The sequence below is a fragment of the Pseudorhodoplanes sp. genome (assembly GCF_046289595.1).
Classification (GTDB): domain Bacteria; phylum Pseudomonadota; class Alphaproteobacteria; order Rhizobiales; family Xanthobacteraceae; genus Pseudorhodoplanes.
In genome coordinates this window covers 1-25,846 of sequence record NZ_JBKBVB010000062.1, presented here as the reverse complement: position 1 = coordinate 25,846, position 25,846 = coordinate 1, and the positions used below count along the sequence as shown (strand labels likewise).

25 protein-coding genes are annotated in these 25,846 nt (G+C 64.6%); 11 read left to right on the top strand and 14 right to left on the bottom strand.

Annotated elements, in window-relative coordinates; all coding sequences use genetic code 11:
- Both ACK41X_RS13985 and ACK41X_RS13980 read left to right on the top strand, forming a co-directional pair.
- Positions 1–195: alpha/beta hydrolase (locus ACK41X_RS13985; protein WP_409724248.1), on the top strand; the 195-nt coding region annotated here is incomplete at its 5' end.
- Positions 196–261: 66 nt separating this feature from the next.
- A complete protein-coding gene (locus ACK41X_RS13980) occupies positions 262–1,479 on the top strand; it encodes an NAD(P)/FAD-dependent oxidoreductase (protein ID WP_409724245.1) in 1,218 nt (405 codons plus the stop codon).
- Here the strand turns inward: ACK41X_RS13980 and ruvC are convergent.
- Entirely contained in the window at positions 1,476–1,982 is a 507-nt protein-coding gene (ruvC, locus tag ACK41X_RS13975; protein ID WP_409724242.1) for a crossover junction endodeoxyribonuclease RuvC, read from the bottom strand. The genes ACK41X_RS13980 and ruvC overlap by 4 nt on opposite strands.
- Positions 1,983–2,080: 98 nt before the next feature.
- On the opposite strand from ruvC, the gene ACK41X_RS13970 reads away from it, so the two are divergent.
- The gene (locus ACK41X_RS13970; RefSeq protein ID WP_409724239.1) at positions 2,081–2,854 is read left to right on the top strand and encodes a sulfite exporter TauE/SafE family protein; all 774 of its coding nucleotides are present in this window, start codon (positions 2,081–2,083) and stop codon (positions 2,852–2,854) included.
- Here the strand turns inward: ACK41X_RS13970 and ACK41X_RS13965 are convergent.
- From ACK41X_RS13965 to cpdR, 8 genes are all read right to left on the bottom strand, one after another.
- A complete protein-coding gene (locus ACK41X_RS13965) occupies positions 2,799–4,043 on the bottom strand; it encodes a benzoate/H(+) symporter BenE family transporter (protein ID WP_409724236.1) in 1,245 nt (414 codons plus the stop codon). The two genes, ACK41X_RS13970 and ACK41X_RS13965, sit on opposite strands and share 56 nt — an antisense overlap.
- Positions 4,044–4,115: 72 nt before the next feature.
- Entirely contained in the window at positions 4,116–4,862 is a 747-nt protein-coding gene (locus ACK41X_RS13960) for a YebC/PmpR family DNA-binding transcriptional regulator (protein WP_409724233.1), read from the bottom strand.
- 189 nt (positions 4,863–5,051) lie between these two features.
- Positions 5,052–6,227: a dienelactone hydrolase family protein gene (locus ACK41X_RS13955; protein ID WP_409724230.1), complete on the bottom strand. Its 1,176-nt coding sequence runs from the start codon at positions 6,225–6,227 to the stop codon at positions 5,052–5,054.
- A 50-nt stretch (positions 6,228–6,277) separates the two neighbouring features.
- Positions 6,278–7,468: an alpha/beta hydrolase family protein gene (locus ACK41X_RS13950; RefSeq protein ID WP_409724227.1), complete on the bottom strand. Its 1,191-nt coding sequence runs from the start codon at positions 7,466–7,468 to the stop codon at positions 6,278–6,280.
- A gap of 48 nt (positions 7,469–7,516) precedes the next feature.
- Positions 7,517–8,344, bottom strand: a complete 828-nt coding sequence (locus tag ACK41X_RS13945) for a TIGR00282 family metallophosphoesterase (RefSeq protein WP_409724224.1) — start codon at positions 8,342–8,344, stop codon at positions 7,517–7,519.
- Positions 8,345–8,355: 11 nt separating this feature from the next.
- Positions 8,356–8,940, bottom strand: coding sequence for a 5-formyltetrahydrofolate cyclo-ligase (locus tag ACK41X_RS13940; RefSeq protein WP_409724221.1), 585 nt, complete (start codon positions 8,938–8,940; stop codon positions 8,356–8,358).
- 6 nt (positions 8,941–8,946) lie between these two features.
- Positions 8,947–9,618 (bottom strand): alpha/beta hydrolase, encoded by a 672-nt coding sequence (locus tag ACK41X_RS13935; RefSeq protein WP_409724218.1) that lies wholly within the window; start codon positions 9,616–9,618, stop codon positions 8,947–8,949.
- A 70-nt stretch (positions 9,619–9,688) separates the two neighbouring features.
- Positions 9,689–10,060, bottom strand: a complete 372-nt coding sequence (gene cpdR / locus ACK41X_RS13930; RefSeq protein ID WP_409724215.1) for a cell cycle two-component system response regulator CpdR — start codon at positions 10,058–10,060, stop codon at positions 9,689–9,691.
- A 276-nt stretch (positions 10,061–10,336) separates the two neighbouring features.
- On the opposite strand from cpdR, the gene ACK41X_RS13925 reads away from it, so the two are divergent.
- On the top strand, positions 10,337–11,221 hold the full coding sequence (locus ACK41X_RS13925) for an N-formylglutamate amidohydrolase (protein WP_409724213.1): 885 nt from the start codon (positions 10,337–10,339) through the stop codon (positions 11,219–11,221).
- A gap of 220 nt (positions 11,222–11,441) precedes the next feature.
- Here the strand turns inward: ACK41X_RS13925 and ACK41X_RS13920 are convergent, their stop codons facing one another.
- Positions 11,442–12,650, bottom strand: coding sequence for an MFS transporter (locus ACK41X_RS13920; RefSeq protein WP_409724210.1), 1,209 nt, complete (start codon positions 12,648–12,650; stop codon positions 11,442–11,444).
- A gap of 183 nt (positions 12,651–12,833) precedes the next feature.
- Between ACK41X_RS13920 and hisN the strand changes: the two genes are divergently transcribed.
- The 4 genes from hisN to ACK41X_RS13900 all read left to right on the top strand — a co-directional run bounded on the left by hisN (position 12,834) and on the right by ACK41X_RS13900 (position 16,709).
- Positions 12,834–13,616: a histidinol-phosphatase gene (gene hisN / locus ACK41X_RS13915; protein ID WP_409724208.1), complete on the top strand. Its 783-nt coding sequence runs from the start codon at positions 12,834–12,836 to the stop codon at positions 13,614–13,616.
- A 68-nt stretch (positions 13,617–13,684) separates the two neighbouring features.
- Complete coding sequence (locus tag ACK41X_RS13910) at positions 13,685–14,632, top strand: helix-turn-helix domain-containing protein (RefSeq protein ID WP_409724205.1); 948 nt, start codon at positions 13,685–13,687, stop codon at positions 14,630–14,632.
- Between the two features lie 86 nt (positions 14,633–14,718).
- Positions 14,719–15,441 (top strand): alpha/beta fold hydrolase, encoded by a 723-nt coding sequence (locus tag ACK41X_RS13905; protein ID WP_409724202.1) that lies wholly within the window; start codon positions 14,719–14,721, stop codon positions 15,439–15,441.
- Positions 15,442–15,476: 35 nt separating this feature from the next.
- Positions 15,477–16,709 carry an adenylate/guanylate cyclase domain-containing protein gene (locus ACK41X_RS13900; protein WP_409724199.1) on the top strand — a complete coding sequence of 411 codons (1,233 nt, stop codon included), beginning with the start codon at positions 15,477–15,479 and terminating at the stop codon, positions 16,707–16,709.
- A 45-nt stretch (positions 16,710–16,754) separates the two neighbouring features.
- On the opposite strand, the gene ACK41X_RS13895 is transcribed toward ACK41X_RS13900, so the two are convergent.
- The gene (locus ACK41X_RS13895; protein ID WP_409724196.1) at positions 16,755–17,699 is read right to left on the bottom strand and encodes an alpha/beta hydrolase; all 945 of its coding nucleotides are present in this window, start codon (positions 17,697–17,699) and stop codon (positions 16,755–16,757) included.
- Between the two features lie 277 nt (positions 17,700–17,976).
- Here ACK41X_RS13895 and ACK41X_RS13890 point away from each other — a divergent pair, with 277 nt between their 5' ends.
- A complete protein-coding gene (locus ACK41X_RS13890; RefSeq protein ID WP_409724194.1) occupies positions 17,977–18,453 on the top strand; it encodes an Hsp20 family protein in 477 nt (158 codons plus the stop codon).
- 211 nt (positions 18,454–18,664) lie between these two features.
- Here the strand turns inward: ACK41X_RS13890 and ACK41X_RS13885 are convergent, their stop codons facing one another.
- Positions 18,665–19,660 carry a hypothetical protein gene (locus tag ACK41X_RS13885; protein ID WP_409724191.1) on the bottom strand — a complete coding sequence of 332 codons (996 nt, stop codon included), beginning with the start codon at positions 19,658–19,660 and terminating at the stop codon, positions 18,665–18,667.
- Positions 19,661–19,812: 152 nt separating this feature from the next.
- Positions 19,813–20,421 carry an NAD(P)-dependent oxidoreductase gene (locus ACK41X_RS13880; RefSeq protein WP_409724188.1) on the bottom strand — a complete coding sequence of 203 codons (609 nt, stop codon included), beginning with the start codon at positions 20,419–20,421 and terminating at the stop codon, positions 19,813–19,815.
- A 193-nt stretch (positions 20,422–20,614) separates the two neighbouring features.
- Between ACK41X_RS13880 and ACK41X_RS13875 the strand changes: the two genes are divergently transcribed.
- Positions 20,615–21,037, top strand: coding sequence for a winged helix-turn-helix transcriptional regulator (locus tag ACK41X_RS13875; RefSeq protein WP_409724185.1), 423 nt, complete (start codon positions 20,615–20,617; stop codon positions 21,035–21,037).
- Here ACK41X_RS13875 and ACK41X_RS13870 read toward each other — a convergent pair.
- Complete coding sequence (locus ACK41X_RS13870; protein WP_409724182.1) at positions 21,007–22,062, bottom strand: threonine aldolase family protein; 1,056 nt, start codon at positions 22,060–22,062, stop codon at positions 21,007–21,009. The two genes, ACK41X_RS13875 and ACK41X_RS13870, sit on opposite strands and share 31 nt — an antisense overlap.
- Before the next feature lie 523 nt (positions 22,063–22,585).
- Between ACK41X_RS13870 and gltB the strand changes: the two genes are divergently transcribed.
- The coding region (gltB, locus tag ACK41X_RS13865; protein ID WP_409724179.1) for a glutamate synthase large subunit at positions 22,586–25,846 on the top strand (3,261 nt) is incomplete at its 3' end.

The following is a 25,846-nucleotide window of genomic DNA, read 5'->3' as shown; positions in this document are numbered from 1 at the left end:
AGCGAATTCGATCCCTTGCGCACCGATTCCGAGATGCTGGCCGAACGGCTGAAAGCGGCCGGCACGGTCCATGAATTCCGGCTCTGGCTCGGCACCGTCCATGCGAGCGTCAACCTGATGGGCTGGATCGCGGCGATGGCTCCGCGGGTGGACGAGGTCTGTGCGTTCCTGCGGCAGGTGACCGGCAAGGCCTGAACGGCCGCGATCTGAACCAAACCGGTTCCGGCGCGTTACGCTGTTCGTTTCTCCCGCAGGACACTCATGGTCAGCACAGCACGCGATCTGCGCACCGGCCGCTCGGTCTGGGAAGGCCGAAGCACCGCCAAGGTCCGCCATGCCGGACTGCGCGGCGATCTCACCGCCGACGTGCTCGTGATCGGCGCGGGCATCACCGGCGCAATGATCGCGGATGCTCTGGCGCAGGACGGGCTCGCGGTGATCGTGGTCGACCGGCGCGACGATCCGGTCAAGGGCTCGACGGTGGCCTCCACTGCTCTGGTGCAATACGAGATCGACACCCCGCTCTCGATGCTCACGCGCAAGATCGGCAAGGCCGATGCGATGCGGGCGTGGCGCCGGTCGCGCCTTGCGGTGGAATCGGTCGCCGCGCGCCTGGCCGAACTGAAAGTGCCGGATGTTACCCGCCGCGACGGGCTTTATCTTGCCGGCAATACACTCGACGCCCAGGGCCTCGAACGCGAACACGCCGCGCGCCGCGAGGCCGGCCTGCCCGACCGGCTGCTGTCGCGAAACCAGCTCAAAGAACGCTTCGGTTTGGCGCGATCCGCAGCCCTGCTCGGCTACGGCAATCTCGCCATCGATCCGCGCAAGGCGGCGCATGCCATGCTGGCCGCCGCAATCGGCAACGGCGCGCGGGTCCATGCGCCGGTGGCTATCACGGACATCGACTGCCACGCCCGCAGCGCCACAGCGATTACCGATCGCGGTCATGCCATCACATGCCGCTATCTGGTGATGGCGACGGGCTACGAATTTCCGAAATTCGTCCCGATGCGCGGCCACACGATCATCTCGACCTACGCGATCGCCACCGTGAAGCAGCCGAAACGGCTATGGCCGGAACAATGCATGATCTGGGAGGCGTCTGAGCCCTATTTGTATCTGCGCACCACGCCTGAAGGCCGCATCGTCTGCGGCGGCGAGGACGAGGATTTCTCCGACGAGGAAAAGCGCGACGCCCTGCTGCCACGCAAGACCCGGACCCTGCAGAGGAAGCTGCGCAAGCTTCTGCCTGGCGTTTCCGCCGAGATCGACTTCGCCTGGTGCGGATCGTTCGGCCAGAGCGGCACCGGGCTGCCGCGCATCGGCGCGATCCCCGGCATGCCGCATTGCTTTGCCGCGCTCGGCTATGGCGGCAACGGCATCACCTATTCGCGCATCGCGGCCGATATCATTGCGGGCGCAGTGAATGGCCGCGCGGATTGCGATGCGGATCTGTACGGCTTCAGAGAACGCTAGCCCGATGCAATCCTGAGCAACGCGCTCTGGCGGTGATGCGCATGCGTGATCGCGATCGCCAACGCATCGGCGGCGTCGTCCGAGCGCGGATCGGCCTTGGGCAGCAACACGCCAATCATCATGCGGATCTGCGACTTCTCCGCGTGGCCTGCGCCGACAATGGTCTTCTTCACGAGATTGGGCGCATATTCGGCGACAGCGAGCCCGGCGCGCGCCGGGATCAGCATGGCGATGCCGCGCGCCTGCCCGAGCTTCAACGTCGAAGCGCCGTCGCGATTGACGAACGTCGCCTCGACCGCCGCCTCGTCGGGCGCAAAGTCCTCCAGGACCCGCGAGAGCCCGTCATGAATCGCGACCAGGCGGGTTGCGAGGCTGGCGCGGTCCTGCGTCTCCACCGAGCCGCAGCCGAGGAACAGGAGCCGGTTGCCCTCGCAGGCGATCATGCCCCAGCCGGTGCGGCGGAGGCCGGGGTCGATGCCGAGAATGCGAATCGGGCGCTGCATGCGGGTAAAGACATAACACGGGACGCATGGAAGGCCCGCGCGCCGGCGCATGCCTTTGCATGCAGGCCGGTGATAAAGACGCTTAGCCGGGACGGAACGTGACAGACTTTTCCACCACAGCCGCGAATCTGATGACGGATTCGCGTTTCGCCGCCGCGATTGCCGTGGCCCTGATTTCGGGGCTGGTGCGCGGCTTTTCCGGATTCGGCTCGGCGCTCATTTATGTGCCGCTGATGTCGGCGATCTATGAGCCGCGGATCGCGGCGGTGACGCTGCTGATCACCGATTTTGCCGCCAGCGCACCGTTCACCGTGCCGCAGACCTGGCGCTGCAACTGGCGCGAAGTGGCGCCGGTGTCGCTGGCCGCGGTCCTCACCATCCCGCTGGGGGTCGCCGCGCTGGAATATCTCGATCCCGTGATCCTGCGCTGGTTCATCGCCATCCTGGTGACGACGCTGCTTGTGGTGCTGGTTTCCGGCTGGCGCTATCATGTCGAGCCGAAGTTGCCGGTCTCGGTCGGTGTCGGCCTTGTCGCCGGCGTCGGCGCAGGCGCGGTGCAGATCGCGGGCCCGGCCGCGATCATCTACTGGCTCGGCGGGCCGAGCCACGCTGCGGTGATCCGCGCCAACCTGATGGTCTATTTCGCCATCCTTGCGATCGCGTCCTTCATCGCCTATTCCGCGCGCGGATTGTTCACTGCCGATGTCCTGACGCTGTCGCTCCTGCTCGGCCCGGTCTTCATCGCGGCGATGGCTTTGGGCGCCTTCCTGTTCCGGGGCGCGTCGGAAAACGCCTACCGGCGCGTGGCCTATGCCATCATCGCTCTGTCGGCCTTGGTGAGTCTGCCTCTGTTCGACGAGCTGTTTCGCTGACCGCCGGCGCGAAATCGCGGCGCTCGCGCAGCCACGATGCCGCGAGCCCGAACACGATGCCCCAGAACGGCGCGCCGATCATGAAGACCGGCACGTCGGTTACCGTCACCAGAAGGCAGACCAGTGCGCCGAACGTGAATTTCCCGCCGAACGAAGTCTGAAACGCCGTCTGCAGCGCCGGCAAGATGGCAAGTCCCGCAAGCGTCGCGATGAAGGCGGCCGGCGCCGCCAGCAACAGCCGCGTGAAGAACGGAGCCGTCAGACCGAAGCCCAGCGCAAGAACACCGACACAGACGCCGGCAGTATATTGCCGCTGTTTCTCGCCGGAACTCGCAAGGATGGCGTTGGCGGGCCCGGTCAGGCAGGTCGAGACCGCACCGAATATCGCCGTGACCAGAGAGCCTGCGCCGCAGATGAACGTGATGGCGTTGACCGGCGGCTTATGCCCGCTCGCCGTCAGGATCGCGATGCCCTGCCCGTTTTGCACCACCAGCACCGTCACCGCGAGCGGTATGACCAGTTCGACCATGGCAGGCCACGAAAATTGCGGCGCATACAGCTTCGGACTTGCGAGCTCGAACATGGCGCCGGCCGGCGGGTTGAATGCTCCCATAAGCCAGACGGTGACGGCGCCACAGATCAGCGCAACGATCAGCGGGGGCGCGTGGCGCGCGAGCCGCGGCATTGCCGACAAAATAAAGAACGGCACCGCCATCGAGAACGCGATCCAGAAGCCGTCGCGGAAGGCATGCACGAGATCGATGCCGAACCGCAGAAAAACCCCGGCAACCATCGCCATCACGATCGGCATCGGGATCGCATCCATGACGCGGCGGACAAGGCCGGTCAGGCCGAGCACGGCCATCAGGAGACCGGTGGCCAGGAACGCCCCGACAATCTCCGGAAAGGACACATGCGACAGCGCCGGTCCAACCAGCACGGTGCCGGGGATGGTCCAGAAAAACGCAAGCGGCTGCCGGTACAGAAACGAATAGGCAATGGTGATCAGGCCGTTGACGAAAAATGCGGCGAAGATCCAGGAGGCCAGATCGGCCTCCGAAAGACCGCCGCGTGCGCCGACCGACAGGATGATGGCAACCGGCGCGGAACAGGCGAACAGGAATGCGACGACAGCATTGCCCGCATAGACCGGACCGAAATCGCGCCACGGCCGCGACGGCAGCGGCAAGCCAGGCTTTTCAAGCGGCACGAAGGCCGGCCGCGGCTGAGGCGGGTGCGGTCCGCGGGCGGACGCCCATGATCACGCACTCATCTTGGACATGAGCTGATCGGACACTTCGAAATTGGCATAGACGTTCTGAACATCGTCGTGCTCTTCGAGCGTCTCGATCATGCGCAACAGCTTTTCGCCCTGATCGTCGCTGACTGCGAGGGTGTTCTGCGGCTTCCAGATCAGCGCCGACTTGCGCGGCTCGCCGAATTTTGCCTCCAGCGCCTTGGAAACCTCGGCGAGCGTATCCTGCGCCGTATAGATTTCGTGGCCGCTCTCGCTCGACACCACATCCTCGGCGCCGGCCTCGATGGCGGCTTCCAGCATGTCGTCCGGACTTGCCACCTTGGCGTCGAACTCGATCACGCCGACATGGTCGAACATGAAGGACACCGCCCCGGTCTCCGCCATGTTGCCGCCGTTCTTGGTGAAGGCGGCGCGGACATCGCCTGCGGTACGGTTGCGGTTGTCGGTCAGCACCTCGACGATCACGGCAACGCCACCGGGCCCATAGCCCTCGTAGCGGACCTCGTCGTAATTTTCCGCGTCGCCGCCCTGACTCTTCTTGATGGCGCGTTCGATATTGTCCTTGGGCATGTTTTCGGCGCGCGCCGCGAGGATAGCCGCGCGCAGCCGCGGATTAAAGTTCGGGTCCGGCAGGCCCATCTTGGCGGCGACAGTGATTTCGCGCGCCAGCTTGGAGAAGATTTTGGAGCGCGCCTTATCCTGCCGCCCCTTGCGGTGCATGATATTCTTGAACTGGGAATGACCTGCCATGGACCCTTGTGTCCTGTATCCGAAGTCCGCTTCGTGCCGCGGCTTGCCCGCGGGCGGCAACACCGCAACGGCTGCAAATCGATCGATGCGGGCGCGTTATAGGACGGCGGACAAGCCAACCTCAAGCCCGTCCTGCGGCGGGGCCGGCGCGAACCATCCGGCCACGGCGTTGGCGTTGACCGCGGGCCGCTAATCCCGTCCCGCGGCGGCCTCGCTGCCGAGCCAGGTGTCGTTCTCCATCACCACCCGGCAGGGTTCGGCCGCATTGGAGCGTCGCGCGCAGGCTGCAAGCGCGGCCTTTCGCGCGCCGTCCAGCGTCGACACGCCAAACTGGGTGAAGTGATGCCTGCCATCCGGCGTCTGCACCATGACCTTGAATGTCGGCGCCGCAACATAGCGGTCGACAAAGCCGCGATGCCGGCTGTCGAGCCTGAGCAATTTCATCAGCTCCGCGACGCTCTCGCGGCGCGCCGCCGGCAGTCCATGGAAGCGCAGAAATGCGTCCATCTCCATCAGCCATTGCAGTTTTCCGGCGGCCGCATTGAACAGGCTGTGCCCGTCATTGCCGAACTTGTCGTACATCACGAGCTTGACGTCGCCGCCGCCATCGAGAAACGCCGACTGCAGCCGTTCGACCAGTTCGGGCGCAAAGAAGCTGTCGTTCCTGGCGTAGATCCAGAGATTCGGCACCCGGCTGTTTTCGCCGAATTCCCGATAGGCGTTCACCAGCACGTCTTCCTTCGGACAATCGCGCATGCGCAAGCCTCCGGAAACGCTGACCACCGCGCGCAGGGCGGGAGGATTGCGCGCCGACCACGCAACCACCGCGGAACCGCCCGCCGAGACCCCGATGGCGATGACCCGCTGCGGGTCGGCGTCCGGCCGCTTCGACACCGCCTCGAGCGCCCCCTGCAAATCGTCGGCATCGGCAGCAAAGCGTTCGGTAAAGCTCGTGGTGGCGCAGGAGACCTGCGCCGGCATCGGGCCATCCGACTGGCCAAAGCCGCGCCGCATCACGACAACGGCAAGCCAGCCGCGCCGGGCGAGATCGCGCGCCGGGCCGGCATAGTCGGCCGCCTTGCTCTCCAGCATGTCGGAAAGATGCGATGACTTGCCATGGGTGATCAGCGCGACCGGAAGCTTGCCGTCAAGATCGGCACGTTTCACGACCAGCGCCTCGAGGCGCACATTGCGGCCCTCGATCGCAGTGCGCAGGAACGCGCGTTCGACGACGAATTCCTCCGCCGCCGATTGCGCGCGCGTTTCCCAGCTCGAAACTGCCACGAACAGGAGCATCGCCGCCGCCATGACAAGCCGCGGCGCGTTCAGACGCCACAACAACGGCATATATCGATCAGCGTGCATGGCTTCACGTCCGGCATTGCCATTCGATACCACGGACCGACGACGCCGATCTAGCGGACCGTCGGTGCGGACGGACCGGCGGCAACACGCTCGGGGGAGGCCGGGCCGACCCAGGTGTCGTTCTCCATGATCACGGTGCATGGCTCGGTGGTTTTGTGACGGCTCTGGCAATTGTCCAGCGCAGCCTTGCGGGCAAGCTCCAGCGTCGATGCGCCGAACTGCGTCATGAAGTTCTGGCCGTCCGGGGTCTGCACCATCACCTTGAAGGTCGGCGCGGCGAGATATTGATCGACAAAGCCGCGGCTGCGCTCGGCGAGCTTGAGCTGCTTCATCAGCTCGTTGCCGCGCTCGCGCTGGGTCGACGGCAAATCGTGGAAGGCGAGAAAGGCGTCCATTTCCATCAGCCATTTCACCCGGCCTCCCGCGTCGGCGAAGAGGGTGTGACCATCGTTGCCGAACTTGTCGAACATGACGAGCTTTACATCGCCGCCGCCATCGAGATAGGCCGCCTGCATGCGCTCGACGAGCTTTTGTCCGAACAGGCTATCATTGTTGGCATAGACCCAGATCGACGGAACACGGCTCGATGCGCCGTAATCCTTGAACGCATTCACGAGCGGGTCTTCCTTCGGACAATCGGGCGTCTGCAATCCGCCGGACACGTTGATGACGCCCTTCAGATTCTTTGGATTGCGGGCGGCGAGCGCCATCACCGCAGCGCCGCCGGCGGACACGCCGATTGCAATCGCCCGGTCCGGGTCGGCGTCGGGGCGCCGTGCGGCCGCCTCGAGCGCGCCTTGCAGGTCGTCGGCATCGGCGTCGAAGACGTCGGCAAAGGTCTCCGACTTGCAGGTCACGTTGACCGGGATCGGGCCGTCCGACTGGCCGAAACCGCGGCGCAGCACCACGACCGACAGATAGCCCCGCCGCGCCAGGTCGCGGGCATAGGGCGCATAGTCGCTCGCGCGCAAGGCCAGCATGTCGGCGAGATTGGCGGACTTGCCATGGGTGATAAGCGCCATCGGCAGCGGCCCCGGAAGATCGGCGCGCTTGACGACGAAGCCTTCCAGCCGCACCGGCTTGCCGCCGATCGTGGTGCGGAAAAAGGTGCGCTCGGTCACGAATTCATGATCGGGAGCGGCCGGGGTTTGCGCCTGCGCCGTTGCGGCGAAGGCGAAAAGGCCGGCGGCAACAACGGCGCCGGCAAGGTTGCAGCTCAGGCTCCGACCCAGATTGCGCATGGCGGCGCGTCCCTTTGCGCCGCATCCCGTCCCTGACCAGGGTCCGGATTACGCCTGGAGCCAGAAGCGCGGCAAGGCCTCCTCCAGTCGCGCGCCAAGCCGGACAGGCGCCACCCGCGTGGCCAGCCCGGATGCGTCGTCGGTCTCGATCGCCAGCCCGCAAAGGGTCGCCGGACCCGTTGCGGCCTCGAACTTGGTCGCAGGAATTCGTCGCAGGAAGCGCGACAGCGGTTCGTCCTTCACCATGCCGATCACGGAATCGTAGTCTCCGGTCATCCCGGCATCGGACTGGAAGGCGGTGCCGCCCGGCAGGATCTGGTGATCGGCGGTCGGGACATGGGTATGGGTGCCGATCACGGCGCTGACCCGGCCGTCGAGGTGATGGCCCATGGCCTGTTTCTCGCTCGTCACCTCGGCATGGAAATCGACCAGGATGGCATCGGTGTCGCGTCCCAACGCACAGACCTCGAGTTCGCGGTCGATGGCGGCGAAGGGATCGTCGAGCGGATCGATGAAGATTCGGCCCATCGCATTGATGACGAGAACCCGCGCACCGTTCTTCGCCTCGATCATTGCCGCGCCCTTTCCGGGGGTGCCCTTCGGATAATTCAGCGGCCGGATCATCCGCGGGCTGCGCTCGATGAAGACCAGCGCCTCGCGCTGGTCCCAGGAATGATTGCCGAGCGTGACCACATCGACGCCGGCATCGATGAATTCGCGGAAGATGCTTTCGGTGATGCCGAAACCGCCGGCCGAATTCTCGCCGTTGAGGATCACCAGATCGAGCTTCCACTCGGCGATCAGACCGGGCAGCCGCTGGCTGACAATGGCGCGCCCCGAGCGGCCGACCACATCGCCGATAAACAATATGCGCAACCGCGGCTCCCTCAACGCAAGTCGATGATCTCGCTTTCCGTTAGCACAAGGTCGAGCCGCTGGTCGAACGGCGTGGCCGGAACCCGTTCGATCTCCTGCGCGGCGAAGGCAAGCCCGATGGCGGTCACCGGCTTCATGGCGCGGATGCGCGCGATGGTGAGATCGTAATAGCCCGCGCCGTAACCGATGCGATGGCCTGTGCGGTCGAAGGCGGCGAGCGGCACCAGCATGATATCGGGAAAGACTTCCGGTGCATCGGCCTTCGGTTCGCGAATGCCCCAGACGCCCGACGCAAGTTCGTCGCCGAACCTCCAGGCGCGCATGATCAACGGATTGCCGCGCCTGGGCGTCACCGGCAGCGCAAGGCGCGCGCCCGCATCGGCGAGCCTGCGCATCAGCGGCACCGGATTGATCTCGCTGCGCATCGGCGAATAGCCCGAGACGATCATGCCTGCTGAAATGGCCAGCGGAAGCCTTCGCTGCGCCACCGCGTCCGCTGCCGCCGCACGCTCCGGCGCGGGTAAGGCATCGCGCCGGGCCAGCGCCGCTTCCCGCAATTGCTTCTTCCGATGCGCGGTGTCGTGGTCCGGAGTCAAAGCCCATCACCCTCGCCGCGGTTCCTTGCGGCGCGCAACCTGCGTGCGCACATGGGTATGCGTGAGATCGAAGACCTGCTGCATCACGATCTGCTGGAGCTGCGGCGCGTTGTCGATATTGCCGTGGTTGAGCCTTGGATCGTTGGACAGATTGACGTTCTGGAACTGGCCGGGAAAGCCGGGAGGTTCGATCGCCGGACGGCCGAAGCCGTTATTCTGATAGAAATTCTCGAAGCGCTGCACGTTGGGCGGTACGGTCAGGTTCTCGGTGATGTCGAACGTCACCGCGAGATCCACCGGAATGGCGGCCTGCGCGAGCCGGTCGGCCACCTGCACCACCGCATTCGATCCAAGCGAATGGCCGATCAGAACCACATGCGCATTGTCGCCGTTCTGATGGCCGGCGATGATGTCATGGGCGATCGGATCGAGTTCGGTCCAGCTCCACAGCGTGGTGTGCGAATAACCCTGCGCCTTGAACTGCGCGGCCATCTGATCCATGCCGGTGGAGAACACGCCGAACAGACCGCGGATCAGATAGATCAGCGCCTCGTCGACCTGCATGGCGGGCGGCCGGGTATGCGGGCGTTGCTGCGACAGCGCCGTATGAAACGAAAATGCCGCCAGAGCGGAGCTGGCGGCGAGCAGCGTGACGTCGCGGCGCGTGACCCGTGGCATTGGCTTCCTCCTGGAAGGAGGGAACATAGAGAAGAACGGATGGCCTGCTCAAGAAGTCAGATTTGCCTGTTCAGGCCGCCAGCATCTTCTGGACCTCGTTGACGAGGTCGCGCAGATGCACCGGTTTCGACAGCACCTTGGCGTGCTTGGGCGCCTGCGAATCCGCGTTCAGCGCCACCGCGGCAAAGCCGGTGATGAACATGATCTTGATGTCGGGATCGAGTTCGGAGGCGCGGCGCGCCAATTCGATGCCGTCCATTTCGGGCATGACGATATCGGTGAGCAGCAGTTCGAACGGCTCCTCGCGCAGCCGTTGATAGGCCGAAAGCCCGTTGTCGTAGGAGACGACGTTGAAGCCGGCATTCTGCAGCGCCTTGACAAGGAAACGGCGCATGTCGGTGTCGTCTTCTGCAAGCAGGATTTTCGGCAGCTCGTTACTCATCTACTCAACCGATCTTGTGATCCGTCCGGGCGGCCGGGCCGGAAGCTTCCATGGTGAGGACGGAATTTGCAAGATGGCGCCGCCCAAGGTCGGCGGTCCGTGCGCGCTCAGCCCCTGTTCCATTTGCGCGCCGGCGGGTAAATATCGGGTGAAAGGCAGGGCCCGGATGCCCAAAAGCCGTTCAAAAATCTGCATCCGGAGACGAAAAGGGATACCGGATCGCGTCCGCGACCCCTATGTTGCGCAAGCACAACGACCCAGCAGATTTCCTTGTTGATGACGGTTTCGGACGAATTCAATCCCCCCTTCGACGTGATCGAGCCCGACCATTGGCGCGGTCCGGTCGTGTTCAATTCCCCGCATAGCGGATCGGTGTATCCCCGCACCTTCCTGATGGCGGCGCGGCTCGACCTCGCCACCCTGCGGCGCAGCGAAGATTCCTTCGTCGACGAGCTGATCGCGGGTGTGGTGACGCGCGGCTATCCGATGATGCGCGCGCATTTCCCGCGCTGTTATGTCGACGTCAACCGGGAGCCCTACGAACTCGACCCGCGCATGTTCGACGGCCGTCTGCCATCATTCGCCAATACCCGCTCGATGCGGGTCGCGGGCGGACTGGGCACCGTGGCGCGGGTGGTCGGCGACGCGCAGGAAATCTACGATCAACGCATCTCGGTGGACGATGCGTTGCGCCGGATCGAAAGCCTGTACAAGCCGTATCACCGCACCTTGCGCAAATTGTTCACGCGGGTTCACGCCGAGTTCGGCGCTGCCGTTCTGGTCGATTGCCATTCCATGCCCTCGGCCACCGGCTCGCGCGACGACCGTCCGCGCGCCGATGTGGTGATCGGCGATCGCTACGGAACAAGTTGCGTCGCCGCGGTGGCCGATACGGCAGAGCAGGTGTTGCGCTCGCTCGGCTATTCGGTCTCCCGCAACAAGCCTTATGCCGGCGGCTTCATCACCGAGCATTACGGCAATCCGGCTGCCGGTCTGCACGCATTGCAGATCGAATTGAATCGCGCGCTCTACATGAATGAGAATGCGCAGGAACGGATCCCGGCGTTTCGCCGCCTGGCGCGCGACATGGAAACGCTCGCCGACGAAATTGCCCAAATCCCGCTGGAGGAGCTGCGGCCTTATCGCGCTGCCGCGGAGTAAACCAGCCGGCGACTCAATGGATTCTGTATCCGTCCGGGCCGCAGGCAGAGCCGCAAAAGAACGATCCCAAAAGAAAAAGGGCCGCTAGAGAGCTAGCGGCCCAAGTCTAGGGAGGAAACGCCCAAGGAGGGCGGCGGGAATGTGCGAAGCACATTGCCGCGCTGCAGCAATATTGCATTGCGTCGCACCAAAAGCAAGTCGAAATGTCAGGGTCACTGACCTATCCCCAATCTCGGGGTTTCCGGCGCGGATCGTCCGAAAACGAATAAGCAAGCGATGCCAATAGGATAAGACCTGCCTGGAAGGCGAAAACGGCACGGTATGCATCCACAGCATACCCGCCGCCCGCTGTCGGAAACAGGTCGATGATGAATCCGGTCACGCTCTGGCAGAGGAACGCGCCTCCCATCGTCCCGATGTTCATCAAGGTCATGCCGCGGCCGACCACCCGCGGCGGAAACAGCGACTTGCCATGGGCGATCAGAACCGTGACCGCCGCCGTGAACAAGCCGATGGCCACAAACCAAATCCACAGTGCGGCCTGTGAAAAAACCCCGGCCCATGCCGCAAGCAGGAGCGCGAATGCGGTGAGGAGCTGCCCGGTCAGTACGGGAATCTTGTAACTGCGGAACAGCCGGTCGCTCGGCCCCCACACCACGGCGCCGACAATCTGCGCCACCACCGCCACAAACAGCATGTTGCCGCGCTCGGTGAGGCTGAAGCCGTAGACATGGGTGAGATAGGGTCCGCCCCACAGGCCGACGACGACCACAAAGCTTGAATAGCTGGCAAGCTGCATGGCGAAGACCCGCCAGAACGAGGGCACGCGCACCGCATCGAGCGTCCCGGCAAGGCCCTGCCGCAGCGTCTCCCGGGCCGGACGGTCGCCCTGCGTTTCCTTCACGACCAAAGCGACGATGACGGCTGCGGCGAGCACGCATCCCGCAATCACGACGAAGCTTGCGCGCCAGCCAACCAGCACGACAGCGAAGGCAAACGGCGCCGTGGCGAGCAACGTCCCGAGCGTCCCGAGACTCATTTGCAGCCCGACCAGCGTCGCGAAATTCTCCGGCGGGTAACGTTTGGCGTAGAGCGCCAACGGCGCCATTAAATAGCAGGACGAGCCAAGTCCCATCAGCACCCGCGCCGTCACCAGCCAGAACGGCGATTCGGCGAAGGCAAACATCAGCGTGCCGGCAATGGCAATGGCGGCGCAGACCAGCATGCAGCGGCGCGGACCATAGCGGTCGAGCGCCACCCCGAGCGGGATCTGCGCGGCGGCGAACGAAAAGAAGAACACGCTCGACAGCAGGCCGACCTCGGAGGCCGACAGCCCAAGCTCGCGTGCCAGATCGGGGGCGATGACCCCGACCGAGTTCCGCAGAAACTGGCTGACGATGTAGATGCCGCCGAGCGCTGTCACGAGCACGATCGTTTCGCGTGTCGCAATTGAAACGCGCATCTCCCCCGCTGTCATGGTTCCCGGCCTTTAGGCGGTTCTGCAAGAGCCAGTTTCGTGGCACGGAGATCCGGTCGCGGCAAGGCACGGCTTTGGTTGCCGGCAATGCCGGTATTCGATAGGTGAAAGCGGTAACGGGCGGGGTGCAGGCACATGACGGCCATCGATTTTGCGGCTTTCGTCGACCGGCTGACCGCCGTGTCGGGCGAGACCATTCTGCCCTTCTTCCGGACCTCGCTTGGCATCGACGACAAGGGACCGGCCGGACGCTTCGATCCGGTCACCGCCGCCGACCGCGCGGCGGAACAGGCGATGCGCACGCTCATCCGCAGCAGCTTTCCCGAGCATGGCGTGATCGGCGAGGAGTTCGGCTCCGAGCGCACCGACGCCGAATATGTCTGGGTGCTCGATCCGATCGACGGCACCAAGTCCTTCATTGCCGGCATGCCGCTGTGGGGCACGCTTATCGCGCTGACACGGCTCGGCGAGCCGGTCTTCGGCGTGATGCATCAGCCGTTCATGCGCGAGACCTTTTCCGGCGACGGCCTTGCCGCCGAATACCGCGGCCCGGCGGGCAAACGCAGCCTGCGCACCCGCCGCTGCGCCGCATTGTCCGACGCGATCCTGTTCACCACCAGCCCGCTATTGATGAACGAGGCCGACCGCGCGACCTTCCAGAGGGTCGAAGCGGCAGCGAAGCTGTCGCGCTATGGCGGCGATTGCTATGCCTATTGCATGCTCGCGGCCGGCCATATCGATCTCGTCATCGAGACCGAGCTGAAACCCTACGACATCCTGCCGCTGATCCCGATCCTGGCTGGCGCCGGCGCCGTCGTCACGTCCTGGGACGGCGGGCCGGCCGGGCTTGGCGGCCGTGTCGTCGCGGCCGGCGATGCGCGCGTCCATGCGCAGGCGCTGGCGATACTGAACGGATAGCGGCCGCAGCCATTGTGCCGGCTTGCAGGCTGTGGCGTAATTGTTCGTCCAAGCCTTGCGAGCGCACCATGACCGCACCGGACGGTTTCTGGTCGACCGACGATGCCGCCCCCGGCATGGGCCTCAGCTATTGGATCGAAGCGATCTGTGAAGCCTTTCTCGAAATGAAGGCGGACGGCGACCGCGAAAGGTTCGACGCCAGTCTGACCAAATTCCAGTTCGGTCCAGTCGATCTGAATTTCGTCGATACCGATCCGCAGGAAGTCTGGCGCACCCGCGCGGCGATCGCCCGCAGCCGCGAGAATTTTTTCTATCTTCTGTACATGCACAACGGCCATATGGGTGTGACACAACGCGGCCGTGAGGCGGTGATCGCGCCCGGAAATTGTCTCCTGGTGGACAGCCGCGAGCCCTATCGCTTCTCGCTGCCCGACCGCAACAATTGCCTCTCGGTGCAGATCCCGCAGCACTGGATCCGCAGCTGGTTGCCGCATCCGGAAGATGCAACGCTGATCACGCTTGCCGATCACTCGCGATGGGGCGCAACGCTTGGGAGCGCGCTCGGCAATCTGCGGGCCGACACCATGGGGGATACCACGCTGCCCTTCGGCGTGGTCGCGGACCAGATCGGCGCCATGCTGGCGCTGGCCGCCGGCGGCAAAACCCCAACGATGACGCCACACGGCGCGGCGCTGCGCGCCAGGCTGCTGCGCTCTATCGCCGACCAAAGCGCCGATCCCGCGCTCGATCCGTCCGCCGTCGCCGCAGAGCACGGCATTTCAAAGCGCTACCTGCATCTGGTGATGGCGCAGGGCGGCACGAGTTTCGGCGCGGCGCTGATCGAAGCGCGGCTCACGCGTGCAAAGGCGATGCTCGAAGACCCGCGTTTCGCCCGCACGGCGATCGCCGACATTGCCTGGCGCAGCGGCTTTGCCAATCCCAGTCACTTTGCGCGGCGGTTCAGGCTGCGGTTCGGCGCCGCGCCGGGCGATTTCCGCAAGGCACTGCGCTCCTAGGCGCGAAACACTGCACCGGCGGACGCGCATTTTCCCGGCCGCCATGCATGGTTTTGCCGGATCGAACACAAGGGAGGGGAAACACCATGGGCTATACATTCGTTCTCGTGCACGGCTCCTGGCACGACAATCGCGCCTGGCAGCCGGTAATCGACCGGCTCGAACAGAACGGCCACACGGTCTATGCGCCGACGGTCGCAGGCCACGCGCCGAACGACCGGAAAAACGTCACGCATGAAGATTGCGTCCGCTCGGTGGCGGATTTCATCAAGGCCTCGGACGTGCGCGACTTCATTCTGGTCGGGCATTCCTTCGGCGGCACCGTGATCCAGCCGGTCGCCGAGCAGGTGCCGGACCGTATCCGCAGGCTGGTGTTCTGGAACGCCTTCGTGCTGCTCGACGGCCAGAGCCTCGAGGACAACGTCCCGCCGCATTACAAGGAGCTCTTCGACGCGATCGCGCAGCCCGATGGCGGGGTGATGCTGCCCTATCCGATCTGGCGGGATGCCTTCATCAACGACGCCGACGAAGCGCTGGCGCGCAAAGCCTACGGGATGCTGTCGCCGACGCCCAAGCGCAGCCACAGCGACAAGGTGCCGCTGAAAACCTTCTATTCGCTGCAGATTCCGAAAAGCTACCTGAACTGCACCGAGGACACCGCACTGCCTCCCGGCGAATGGGGCTGGCATCCGCGGATGTCGTCGCGGCTTGGCCTTTATCGGCTGGTGCAGATGCCGGGCAGCCACGAGGTCATCTTCACCAATCCGCAACTGCTCGCCGACAAATTCGTGGAAGCCGGGCGGGATTGACTTGATCGGGCGCGTGCGGCCCCCATAAGGGCCGCATGATCCCCGACGCCGACCTTCTGGCTCTGAGCGCCAGCCTGACCGGGGCCGGCCTGAACGGCACGCCGGAAGACGCAATCGTCCGCGATTTCTGCGAGCGCGCGAATGCCATCGGTATTCCGGTCGACCGCGCGCTCGTGCTTATCGACACCCTGCACCCGGTCTATGAAGGGCGGCTGTTCCGCTGGGGTCAGGATCCCTCGCAGCCCGGTTCGTTGGAATACGGCCGGACCGTCGTTCCCGAAGGCGTTACGCTGGGAGAGGACGAGCAAAGAGCCGCCGCGAATTGGCGGGCCAGTCCATTCTTCCACATGCTGACGACCGGAGAGAGCCTGTTGCGGCTGACCGAGCAACACGCGTCGATCTTCCCTGTGATGCAGGACTATCTCATGGGCGGGATCAAGGGCGGCGTCTCGATCGTCAACCGCTTCGGTCCCGATGGCATCATCGGCGAAATGGACGCGGTCTATTCCTCATGGATGACGAGACAGGAGCGCGGCTTCACGGATGCGCAGATCGACGCGCTGGCGCGTCTCGTCCCCACCCTGGCGCTCGCGGTGAAAACCACCGCCTTGACCCGCATGACCGGGACGCTGATGGAAACCTATCTCGGCCGCGATGCGGCGCGGCGCGTCCTGTCGGGCCGCATCATGCGCGGCGTCGCCGACCGGATCGATGCCGCGATCTGGTTCAGCGATCTGCGCGGCTTCACCCGCGTCACCGATTCCGCGCCCGAGCAGGTCATTCCGCTTCTGAACGACTATGCGGATGTGGCGGTCTCGGCGATCCATGCCCATGGCGGCGACGTCCTGAAGCTGATCGGCGACGGCATCCTCGCGATTTTCACCGCCGGAGACCGCGCCCGGGCCTGCGGCGCGGCGCTGAGCGCTGCAAGCGATGCCCGCCGCGCGGTTGCCGCGCTCAATGCCCGCCGCGCGCATGACCTTCTGCCGGTCACCGACATGTATCTCGGCCTGCATGTCGGCGAGGTTTATTACGGCAATATCGGATCGCTCGACCGGCTGGATTTCACGGTGGTCGGACCGGCGGTCAACGAAGCGAGCCGGATCGCCACGATGTGCCGGTCGGTCGAACAGCCGGTGCTGGTGTCGCAGGCCTTTGCGGCGGTCGACGGCATGCGCGGACGGCTGGTTTCAATCGGCCGTTATGCGCTGCGCGGTGTCGAGCGGCCGCAGGAATTGTTCACGCTTGAGCCCGGCGGCAGCGAATAAGGCGCTTTCCGGCGACACCGGTACCCAACCTCAATCAAGGCGCGCTCAATACAGCGGCGAGCCCGGCACGAAGGCGTCGAACGCCGCCCAGAACTGCGCGCGGTAGCGATCGGTCTCCATCATCATCTCGTGCCGGGAGCCGGCAATGATGAGATGCGAGCCCGAGCGCAGCCGCCCGGCAAATTCCTCGATCGCCGGCGTCGACACCGTCACGTCGCGTCCGGCCGCGATCATCAGCACCGCCTGCCTGATCTTGCCGGGGTAATTGACGTCTTCGAACTCGTCCATCATCGAGAACGCCGCCGAAGCCCAGGCATTGGTCGGCGAGCCAAGTCCGAGAGCGGGTTCTGCTTCCAGCACCGCGGCGGTGCGCGCATGGCGCACCGGATCGGCAGTCAGCACATTGCCGACAAAGGGCTGCGACGCCACCACCATCGGGCTGCCGCCGGGCACATAAGACGTGCCCATGCCGATCCCGTTCAAGAACTTGACCACCGGCTTGGCGAACGGCGTCAGCAATTGCGGACCGAGCTTGATCAGCGGCGCGCACAGCACCATGCGGTCGAACCAGCGATGGCCGCGATAGGCGATGCGGGTCAGGACCGAGGCGCCCATCGAATGGCCGATCGCATAATAGGGCGGCGGACAATCCGGCAGCACGATCTCGCGCATGAAGGTTTCGAGATCGGTCTCGTATTCGCGGAAGCTTTCGACATAGCCTTTCCTGGGATCGCGCAGCGCGCGCTGCGACAGCCCCTGCCCGCGCCAATCCATGGTCGCGACCGCAAAGCCGCGCGCACGCAAGTCGCGCGCGGTTTCGAAATACTTTTCGATGAATTCGGCGCGGCCCTGAAAGATACAGACCGTGCCCTTGCGGCCGGGCGGCGGCGCAAAGCGCGCGAAGCGCAATGCGACCCCGTCGGGCGTTTTCAGCGCACCGCTGACGACATCCTCGGGCACCGGATTGGCGGGAATGGAGATCAGTTTCATCGGGGATGCTGCGCGGCGGCGGGTCCGGCCTTATAGCAGGGGCCGCGTCAGTCTCAATCGGTCGCGGCGCACCGGGAAAACTGCGCGAAAAAGTCCGTAACCGCATGATATTTTTAGGAAAAAATCCGACGATGGCGTGTTTCGGCCGCTCCCCTTGACGGCCGGCGATGGCCTCCTAGATCAATTGCGCGCCGGCCATCAGGCGGCGTTTTATCAGAGACAGGTCCGGCCCATGCGGGAGGACCTTCAGTTCGATGTCGCTTCAAGGAGGACAACGATGCGTCACTTCGACCTTACCCCATTCTATCGTTCGACCGTCGGCTTCGACCGGCTTTTCAGCCTGCTCGATCAGGCCAATGCGGAGACCGCGCCCGGCTATCCGCCCTATAATATCGAGCGCACCGGCGAGAATGCCTACCGCGTCAGCGTTGCGGTGGCGGGCTTTTCGGAGAACGATCTCAGCATTGAGCTGAAAGAGAATACCCTCACCATCAAGGGCGAGAAGCAGGCCAAGCAGCAAGAACAGTCCGGCGAAATCCTGTATCAGGGCATCGCGGCGCGCGCCTTCGAGCGCGTTTTCCAGCTTGCCGATTTCGTCCAGGTCAAGGGCGCCAATCTCGAGAACGGCCTCCTGCATGTTGATCTCGTCCGCGAGATCCCCGAGGCCAAGAAGCCGCGCCAGATTCCGATCAATGGCAAGTCTGCCAATGAAAGGACGATCGAGGCGAAGGTGGAGACCAAGGCCGCTGCCTGACGGCGCCGTCCGTATCTACTCTGCTTGTGGAGGGAGCGCCCCGCATCGCCGGGGCGCTGTCCATTCGCTGTCACGAATGCAGATGAAAAAGCTGCGCCATGTTTGCACGGCGCAGCCTTTTCATGTGCGTCTCTGAAACGCGGTGTCCCTATAGCGTTTTCGAGCGAATTGGGCACCGGTTCGCATGAAGAAAACGCACCAACGCGACACCTTAGAACCGGATCGCCACGCCCGGCTTGTCGTCGGGCTTCGGCGCGGTCTCCGGCTTGCCGAGATCAATGACGCGAATCTCCGGCTTCGATGTCGCGGATTTTGGCGCAGCAGACTCCGACGACGCCTCGGGCTTGCTTGCGCCGGGCTTGCTTGTGTCGGGGTTGGCCGCAACAGGTTTGCGCGATTCAGGATTGCCTTCGGTCTCGGGTTTGGCCTGACCCGGCTTCGCCGCCTGCGGCACAGAGACTTGCCGGGATTGCGGCTTGCCTTCGGGCTTTTTGGCCTGCGGCTTTGCGGGTTCGAGCGTAGCCTCGGCCTTGGCCTCAACACCCGCAGGCTTCGACGCCGCGTCGGGTTGGGTTTGGTCGGTCTTGGCAGTGGCGGGCGGCTGGCCGGCGGACGCCTCGGCGGGCCTGGTGCCCGGATCGTTGGCTCTGGCCAGCGCCGGACGCGGTCGGGGCACCGGCGTCACGTCCCTTGGCAAGGGCGCGGCCTCTCGGCGCGTTGCGGGAACGCTGCGCGTGACACTGCCGGTGATCGCCGGATCGCGCGGCGCGGGCGCGGTCCGAGCCGTCGCGCGCCGCGGCGGCATCGCACCCTGCTGACGGTCGTGATCGAAAAATTCGCCGTCATCGTCGATCGGAGGACCGCCGGGAATCGCAGCCGGCGGCACCGGATATGGCGGCGCATAGCGAGGTTCGGCATAACCGCGCGGTGGCGGACCGAACCGGCCGCGGCCGACGGGCTGCACCGCCAGCACGTGGCCGTCGCGCGCATCCAGCACGACATTGACGTCGCGTCCGTAACGGTCGATCGCGGCGACCACATAGCGGCCACGCATCCAGGCGGGCCGGCCGACCGGCCGCATGCCCATCGAGGCGACGATGGTGTTGACCTCATAGGCCGGCAGCAGATCGGCCGCGAAAGGCTGCGCCTTCGCAGGCAAAGCGGCCAGCACAGCTCCAAAAGCCGCAAGAACGAATACGCGTTTCACGTCACCCCTCCGGGGGAAGCAGGATCGGTCCCCGGCGATCAACGTGCTTTGCGATTGGGGCAGTGCTACGGCGGAATTTCAGCGTCTTTGAATCCGTCACCGATCATTTTGCGAGCGTGCTGGTGCAGGACGGGCAGGCCGGCCCGATGCGGTCAATACGCCACGGCAAAGCGTTCGCGCGAATGCTTGTGCTGTTCGAGTTCGTCGACCATCGCCACCGCATAATCCTCAAACGAGATTGTGCTCTTGCCGTTCGCGTCGGTCATGAACTGGTCCTTGCCGAGCCGGAATTTGCCGGTGCGCTGGCCGAAATCGATCAGTGCCGCGGGCGACAGGAACACCCAGTCCAGTTCCTTTTCCTGTCGCAGCCGGTCGAGGAAATCGGCGCCTTTCAACGCCTCGGCCTTGTAGGCCTCCGGAAATTGCGGCGTATCCACGAGACGCACGCCCGGCGCGACTTCGAGACTGCCGGCGCCGCCCATCACCGCATAGCGCTTCACGCCGGACTTGCGCACCGCCTCGATCAGAATGTCCGGGCCCGCATCGGTAAAATGCACCGCGCTGACCACGGCATCGTGGCCTTTCAGCAAGTCCGGGAAATCCGGTGCGTTCAGATCGCCGCGCGTCGGGGTCACGTTCGGCGCGGTCGCAATCTTGTCCGGGTTGCGCGCGATCGCCGTGACCTGATGGCCGCGTTGCGCAAGCTCGGCGACGATGCGCGATCCGCCACGCCCGGACGCGCCGATGACTGCCACTTTCATTCCGGTCTCCTGTGGACTATTGGTAACTGATTAATACCAGATGGCCCATTCGTCTGCTGGGGTAAAGAAGGCACTTCTCTGTACCCTGGTTACCCGGCGCTCACCGGCGGGGAGACAAGACCGCAACGAAGCAAGGCGGGAACCGCGCGATGAGGCCGCATGCCCGGCGAAGCCGAAAGGAGGAAGGTTGGTCATGAGACAGCAGGCGCAGGCAGAACGGCGCAAGCCGGACGTCTACCAGGCCACCTGCCCGACCCGCATCGTGCTCGACCGCATCGCCGACAAATGGACGGTGCTGGTGCTGATGCTGCTCGAGGAGAGGCCGGTCCGCTTCAACGCGCTGCGCAGACGGATCAACGGCATTTCGCAGAAAATGCTGTCGCAAACCCTGCGCCAACTCGAGCGCGACGGACTTGTCACCCGCACCGTGATTGCGACCGTGCCGGTCACGGTGGAATACGCCATCACCGATCTCGGCCGCACCCTCAGCGAGCGCGTCAAGACGCTCGCCGAATGGGCCGAACATCACATCGGCGAGGTGCAGCGGGCGCAGCAGCGCTACGACAAGCGCGCGCAGGATGCGCCTCAGCCCGCGCGCACCAGCGCAATGAACTGATCGATTTCCGCATCCACCGTCGCGAATGAGGTGACGAGCCGCACCAGCATCTGGCCGGGCCCGATGGCGACGTCGCCGCCGGCCAGCGTATTCGGCCGCACGTAATAGGCCGCGCCCGCGGCCCTGAGCTTTGCGTCCAGCGCCTGCGGCAAGAGCGCGAACACGATATTGGCCTCGACCGCCCACACAATCGGAACGCCGCAAGCCCGCAAGCCGTCCGCCAGCCGATCCGCCATTGCATTGGCGTGGCGGGCGAGGTTCAGCCAAGTGTCATCCGCGAGGTAGCCCTCGAACTGCGCCGCCAGGAACCGGTGCTTCGAGAGCAGGTGCCCGGCGCGCTTGCGCCGCTCGGCCATGAACGCGGCCCGCTTACGGTCGAAGAACACCACCGCTTCCGCCGCCATGGCCCCGCCCTTGGTGGCGCCGAACGAGAGCACATCGATGCCGGCTTTCCATGTCGCCTCTGCCGGCGACACATTCATCCGCGCAAGGGCATTGGCGAAACGTGCGCCGTCCATATGCACGGTCAGGCCATGCGCATGCGCGATCTTGGATAGCGCCGCGATCTCGTCGATGCGGTAAATCGTGCCGGCTTCGGTTGCCTGGGTGATCGACAGCGCCGCGGCATTGACCTGATGCGGCACATGACCGGAATAGCGCGCAATCGCGCGCTCCAGTGTCTCCGGCGACACTTTGCAGCCTGAACCGGGAAGTCCGATCAGCTTCAGCCCGGCGCCGAAGAATTCCGGCGCGCCGCATTCGTCGGTCTGGATATGCGCCTGTTCGTGGCAGAGCACCCCGCCCCAGGGCGGTGTCACATGGGCGAGCGAGAGCGCATTGGCCGCGGTCCCGGTCGTCACCAGAAAGACGGCGGCGTCACAGTCGAAGACCTCGCCGATCCGCGTTTCGACCGCCTGGGTCAGCGTATCGTTGCCATAGCCGAGCGTGAAGCGATCATTGGCCCGCGCCAGCGCGCTGATGATGCCGGGCGCGACGCCCGCGGTATTGTCGCTGGCAAAGTTCACCGGAAATTCCCGTTTGTTAACGCGGTCCCCGACCGCCGCCTTCGACGGATAGCAGAGCTGTCCGCGCCGGGAAGCCCAATGAGCAAAAATGGGTCAGCCGGAACAAAAGAATCCGCTTGTTAGGGAGCCCGTCCGCGGAAAGAATATCTTGGAAGAATGCCAAGAAGTCCCCGGCCCGCCTCTTGTCGGCTGCGGAAAAATTTGGCAAAGGTATGATTAGGACAGTATTACTGTCCCACTTTTGTGAAGTTGAGGCGGCGGGTTTTCGAGCCACCTGCCGACCGGGGGCGCACGGTGCGGCTCGGCATCGAAGCGCCCACCTCAAAGCAGTCCGTCTAGGACGCGCCGCAAGGCGGGTCCGGGCTGTTGCTCCGAGCACAAGATGCCACCGAACGCAGCGTCCGGCAGACCGGCGCAGCGACGGCGGCAGACACGCCGACGGATTGCCTTGCGACCGCTCAAGCAAATCCGAAGGAATGCAGCGAGGGACCGCACTCAGATGAGCCGGACGAACGATCGGGGAATGCAGCAGAAACGGAGCGTGTTGCGCGCGTCCGATTTTGCCGATTCCGCCGACCCGGGACTGCCGGAGGCGGCGGGCCTCTACGATCCCGCCCTCGACAAGGATTCCTGCGGCGTCGGCTTTATCGCCGACATCAAGGGGCGCAAGTCGCATCAGATCGTCGAAGACGCGCTGACGATCCTCGTCAATCTCGAACATCGCGGCGCGGTCGGCGCCGATCCGCGGGCCGGCGACGGCGCCGGAATCCTCGTGCAGATTCCGCATCCCTTCTTCGCCCGCAAGGCGAAGGAATGCGGTTTCACCTTGCCCGCGCCTGGCCATTATGCGGTCGGCTTCCTGTTTCTGCCGCGCGACCAGGAATGGCGTGACGAGATCCGCAAGACCTACGAAGAGGTCGCCGCCCAGGAAGGCCTGACAATTCTCGGCTGGCGCAGCGTGCCGACCGACAATTCGACGCTCGGGGAATCGGTCAAGCCGACCGAACCTGTGCATATGCAGGTCTTCATCGAGCGTCCCGCGCATATCAAGACCGAGCAGGATTTCGACCGGCGCCTCTACATCATGCGCAAGGCGATCTCGAACGCGATCTACCTGCGCAGAGAGCGGCGGTTGTCCGGCTATTACCCGGTGTCGCTGTCCTGCCGGACCGTGATCTACAAGGGCATGTTCCTCGCCGACCAGCTCGGCACCTATTATCCGGACCTGCATGAGCCGGATTTCGAGAGCGCGCTCGCGCTCGTGCATCAGCGCTTCTCGACCAACACCTTCCCGGCCTGGTCGCTGGCGCATCCCTACCGGATGATCGCGCATAACGGCGAGATCAACACGCTGCGCGGCAATGTGAACTGGATGGCGGCGCGGCAGGCCTCGGTCTCCTCGCCGCTGTTCGGCGACGATATCACCAAGCTGTGGCCGATCTCCTATGAGGGACAATCGGACACCGCCTGTTTCGACAACGCGCTCGAATTCCTGGTGATGGGCGGCTATCCGCTGTCGCAAGCCATGATGATGATGATTCCGGAGGCCTGGGCCGGCAATCCTCTCATGGATGAGGAGCGGCGCGCCTTCTACGAATACACCGCCGCGCTGATGGAGCCGTGGGACGGACCGGCGGCGATCGTGTTCACCGACGGCACCCAGATCGGCGCGACGCTGGATCGCAACGGCTTGCGGCCGGCGCGCTACTGCCTGACCCGCGACGACCGGATCGTCATGGCCTCCGAGATGGGGGTGCTGCCGATCCCGGAAAAGGACATCGTCAAAAAGTGGCGGCTGCAACCCGGCAAGATGCTGCTGGTCGACCTCAAGCAGGGCCGCCTCATCCCCGACGAGGAACTGAAGGCCGACATCGCGAAGTCACATCCCTACAAGGACTGGCTGCACGCGACCCAGATCGTGCTGGAAGAGCTGCCCGAATCCTCAGGCAAGTCCGCGATTTCCAACCTGTCGCTGCTCGACCGCCAGCAGGCCTTCGGCTACACCCAGGAAGACATCAAGATCCTGCTGGCGCCGATGGGCACGACCGGCGAGGAAGCCGTCGGCTCGATGGGCAACGACACGCCGATCTCGGCTTTGTCGAACAAGCCGAAGCTGCTCTACACGTATTTCAAGCAGAATTTCGCACAGGTCACCAATCCGCCGATCGATCCGATCCGCGAAGAAATCGTGATGAGCCTCGTCTCGATCATCGGGCCGCGGCCGAACCTGTTCGACATCGAGGGCACCTCGACCACCAAGCGCCTCGAGGTGCGCCAGCCGATCCTCACCGACAAGGATCTGGAGAAAATCCGCTCGATCGGCGACATCGAGGACAATCATTTCAAGGCGATCACACTCGACACCACCTTTGCGGCCGACCAGGGCGCCGCCGGCATGGCGCCGGCGCTCAAGGCGCTGAAGGCCGACGCCGAGAAGGCGGTTCGCGACGGCTACAACATCATCATCCTGTCGGACCGCAAGGTCAGCGCCGAGCGCGTGCCGATCCCGGCCCTGCTCGCCTGCGCCGCCGTGCATCATCATCTGATCCGTGAGGGTCTGCGCACCTCGGTCGGCCTCGTCGTCGAATCCGGCGAGCCCCGCGAAGTGCATCACTTCGCCTGTCTGGCCGGCTACGGCGCGGAAGCGATCAACCCCTATCTCGCGTTCGAAACCCTGATCGCGATGAAGGAGCAGTTGCCGCAGAAGCTCGACGACAAGGAAATCGTCAAGCGTTACATCAAGTCGCTCGGCAAGGGCCTGATGAAGGTGATGTCCAAGATGGGCATCTCCACCTATCAGTCCTATTGCGGGGCGCAGATTTTCGACGCGGTCGGTCTCAGTTCCGACTTCGTCGCGACCTATTTCACCGGCACGCATACCCGCATTGAGGGCGTCGGGCTCGATGAAGTCGCCGAGGAGACCGTACGGCGTCACCGCGACGCCTTCGGCGATTCGCCCATCTATCGCAACGCTCTGGATGTCGGCGGCGAATATGCCTATCGCGTGCGCGGCGAGGATCACGTCTGGACTGCGCAAACCGTCGCCAATCTGCAGCATGCGGTGCGCGGCAATTCCTATGAGCAATACCGGGCCTTCGCACGGGCCCTGAACGAGCAGTCGGAACGGCTTCTGACCATTCGCGGCCTGTTCCGCATCAAGAATGCGGAGGAGGACGGCCGCAAGCCCGTGCCGCTTGACGAGGTCGAGCCGGCCAAGGAGATCGTCAAGCGCTTCGCCACCGGCGCAATGTCGTTCGGCTCGATCTCGCGCGAGGCGCATACCACGCTCGCGATCGCCATGAATCGCATCGGCGGCAAGTCGAATACCGGCGAAGGCGGCGAGGAAGCCGACCGCTACAAGCCGATGCCGAATGGCGATTCGATGCGCTCGGCGATCAAGCAGGTGGCCTCGGGCCGGTTCGGCGTCACCACCGAATATCTCGTCAATTCAGACGTCATGCAGATCAAGATGGCGCAGGGGGCAAAGCCCGGCGAAGGCGGCCAGTTGCCCGGCCACAAGGTGGACCGCACCATCGCCAAGGTGCGCCACTCGACGCCGGGCGTCGGCCTGATCTCGCCGCCGCCGCATCACGACATCTATTCGATCGAAGACCTGGCGCAGCTGATTTACGACCTGAAGAACGTCAACCCTGCGGGCGACGTGTCGGTCAAGCTCGTCTCGGAAGTCGGCGTCGGCACCGTGGCCGCGGGCGTGTCCAAGGCGCGTTCCGACCATGTGACGATCGCGGGCTATGAGGGCGGCACCGGCGCCTCCCCGCTCACC

Bases quoted from the DNA above. Each gene is read 5' to 3' on its own strand.
- ACK41X_RS13890 (WP_409724194.1), top strand. From the start codon at position 17,977: ATGCGTCACTTCGACCTTACCCCATTCTATCGTTCGACCGTCGGCTTC.
- ruvC (WP_409724242.1), bottom strand. From the start codon at position 1,982: ATGCAGCGCCCGATTCGCATTCTCGGCATCGACCCCGGCCTCCGCCGC.
- ACK41X_RS13925 (WP_409724213.1), top strand. From the start codon at position 10,337: ATGACGGTTTCGGACGAATTCAATCCCCCCTTCGACGTGATCGAGCCC.
- cpdR (WP_409724215.1), bottom strand. From the start codon at position 10,060: ATGAGTAACGAGCTGCCGAAAATCCTGCTTGCAGAAGACGACACCGAC.
- ACK41X_RS13905 (WP_409724202.1), top strand. From the start codon at position 14,719: ATGGGCTATACATTCGTTCTCGTGCACGGCTCCTGGCACGACAATCGC.
- ACK41X_RS13960 (WP_409724233.1), bottom strand. From the start codon at position 4,862: ATGGCAGGTCATTCCCAGTTCAAGAATATCATGCACCGCAAGGGGCGG.
- ACK41X_RS13910 (WP_409724205.1), top strand. From the start codon at position 13,685: ATGACCGCACCGGACGGTTTCTGGTCGACCGACGATGCCGCCCCCGGC.
- ACK41X_RS13880 (WP_409724188.1), bottom strand. From the start codon at position 20,421: ATGAAAGTGGCAGTCATCGGCGCGTCCGGGCGTGGCGGATCGCGCATC.
- ACK41X_RS13980 (WP_409724245.1), top strand. From the start codon at position 262: ATGGTCAGCACAGCACGCGATCTGCGCACCGGCCGCTCGGTCTGGGAA.
- ACK41X_RS13875 (WP_409724185.1), top strand. From the start codon at position 20,615: ATGAGACAGCAGGCGCAGGCAGAACGGCGCAAGCCGGACGTCTACCAG.
- ACK41X_RS13900 (WP_409724199.1), top strand. From the start codon at position 15,477: ATGATCCCCGACGCCGACCTTCTGGCTCTGAGCGCCAGCCTGACCGGG.
- hisN (WP_409724208.1), top strand. From the start codon at position 12,834: ATGACGGCCATCGATTTTGCGGCTTTCGTCGACCGGCTGACCGCCGTG.
- ACK41X_RS13895 (WP_409724196.1), bottom strand. From the start codon at position 17,699: ATGAAACTGATCTCCATTCCCGCCAATCCGGTGCCCGAGGATGTCGTC.
- ACK41X_RS13935 (WP_409724218.1), bottom strand. From the start codon at position 9,618: ATGCCACGGGTCACGCGCCGCGACGTCACGCTGCTCGCCGCCAGCTCC.
- ACK41X_RS13950 (WP_409724227.1), bottom strand. From the start codon at position 7,468: ATGCGCAATCTGGGTCGGAGCCTGAGCTGCAACCTTGCCGGCGCCGTT.
- ACK41X_RS13955 (WP_409724230.1), bottom strand. From the start codon at position 6,227: ATGCACGCTGATCGATATATGCCGTTGTTGTGGCGTCTGAACGCGCCG.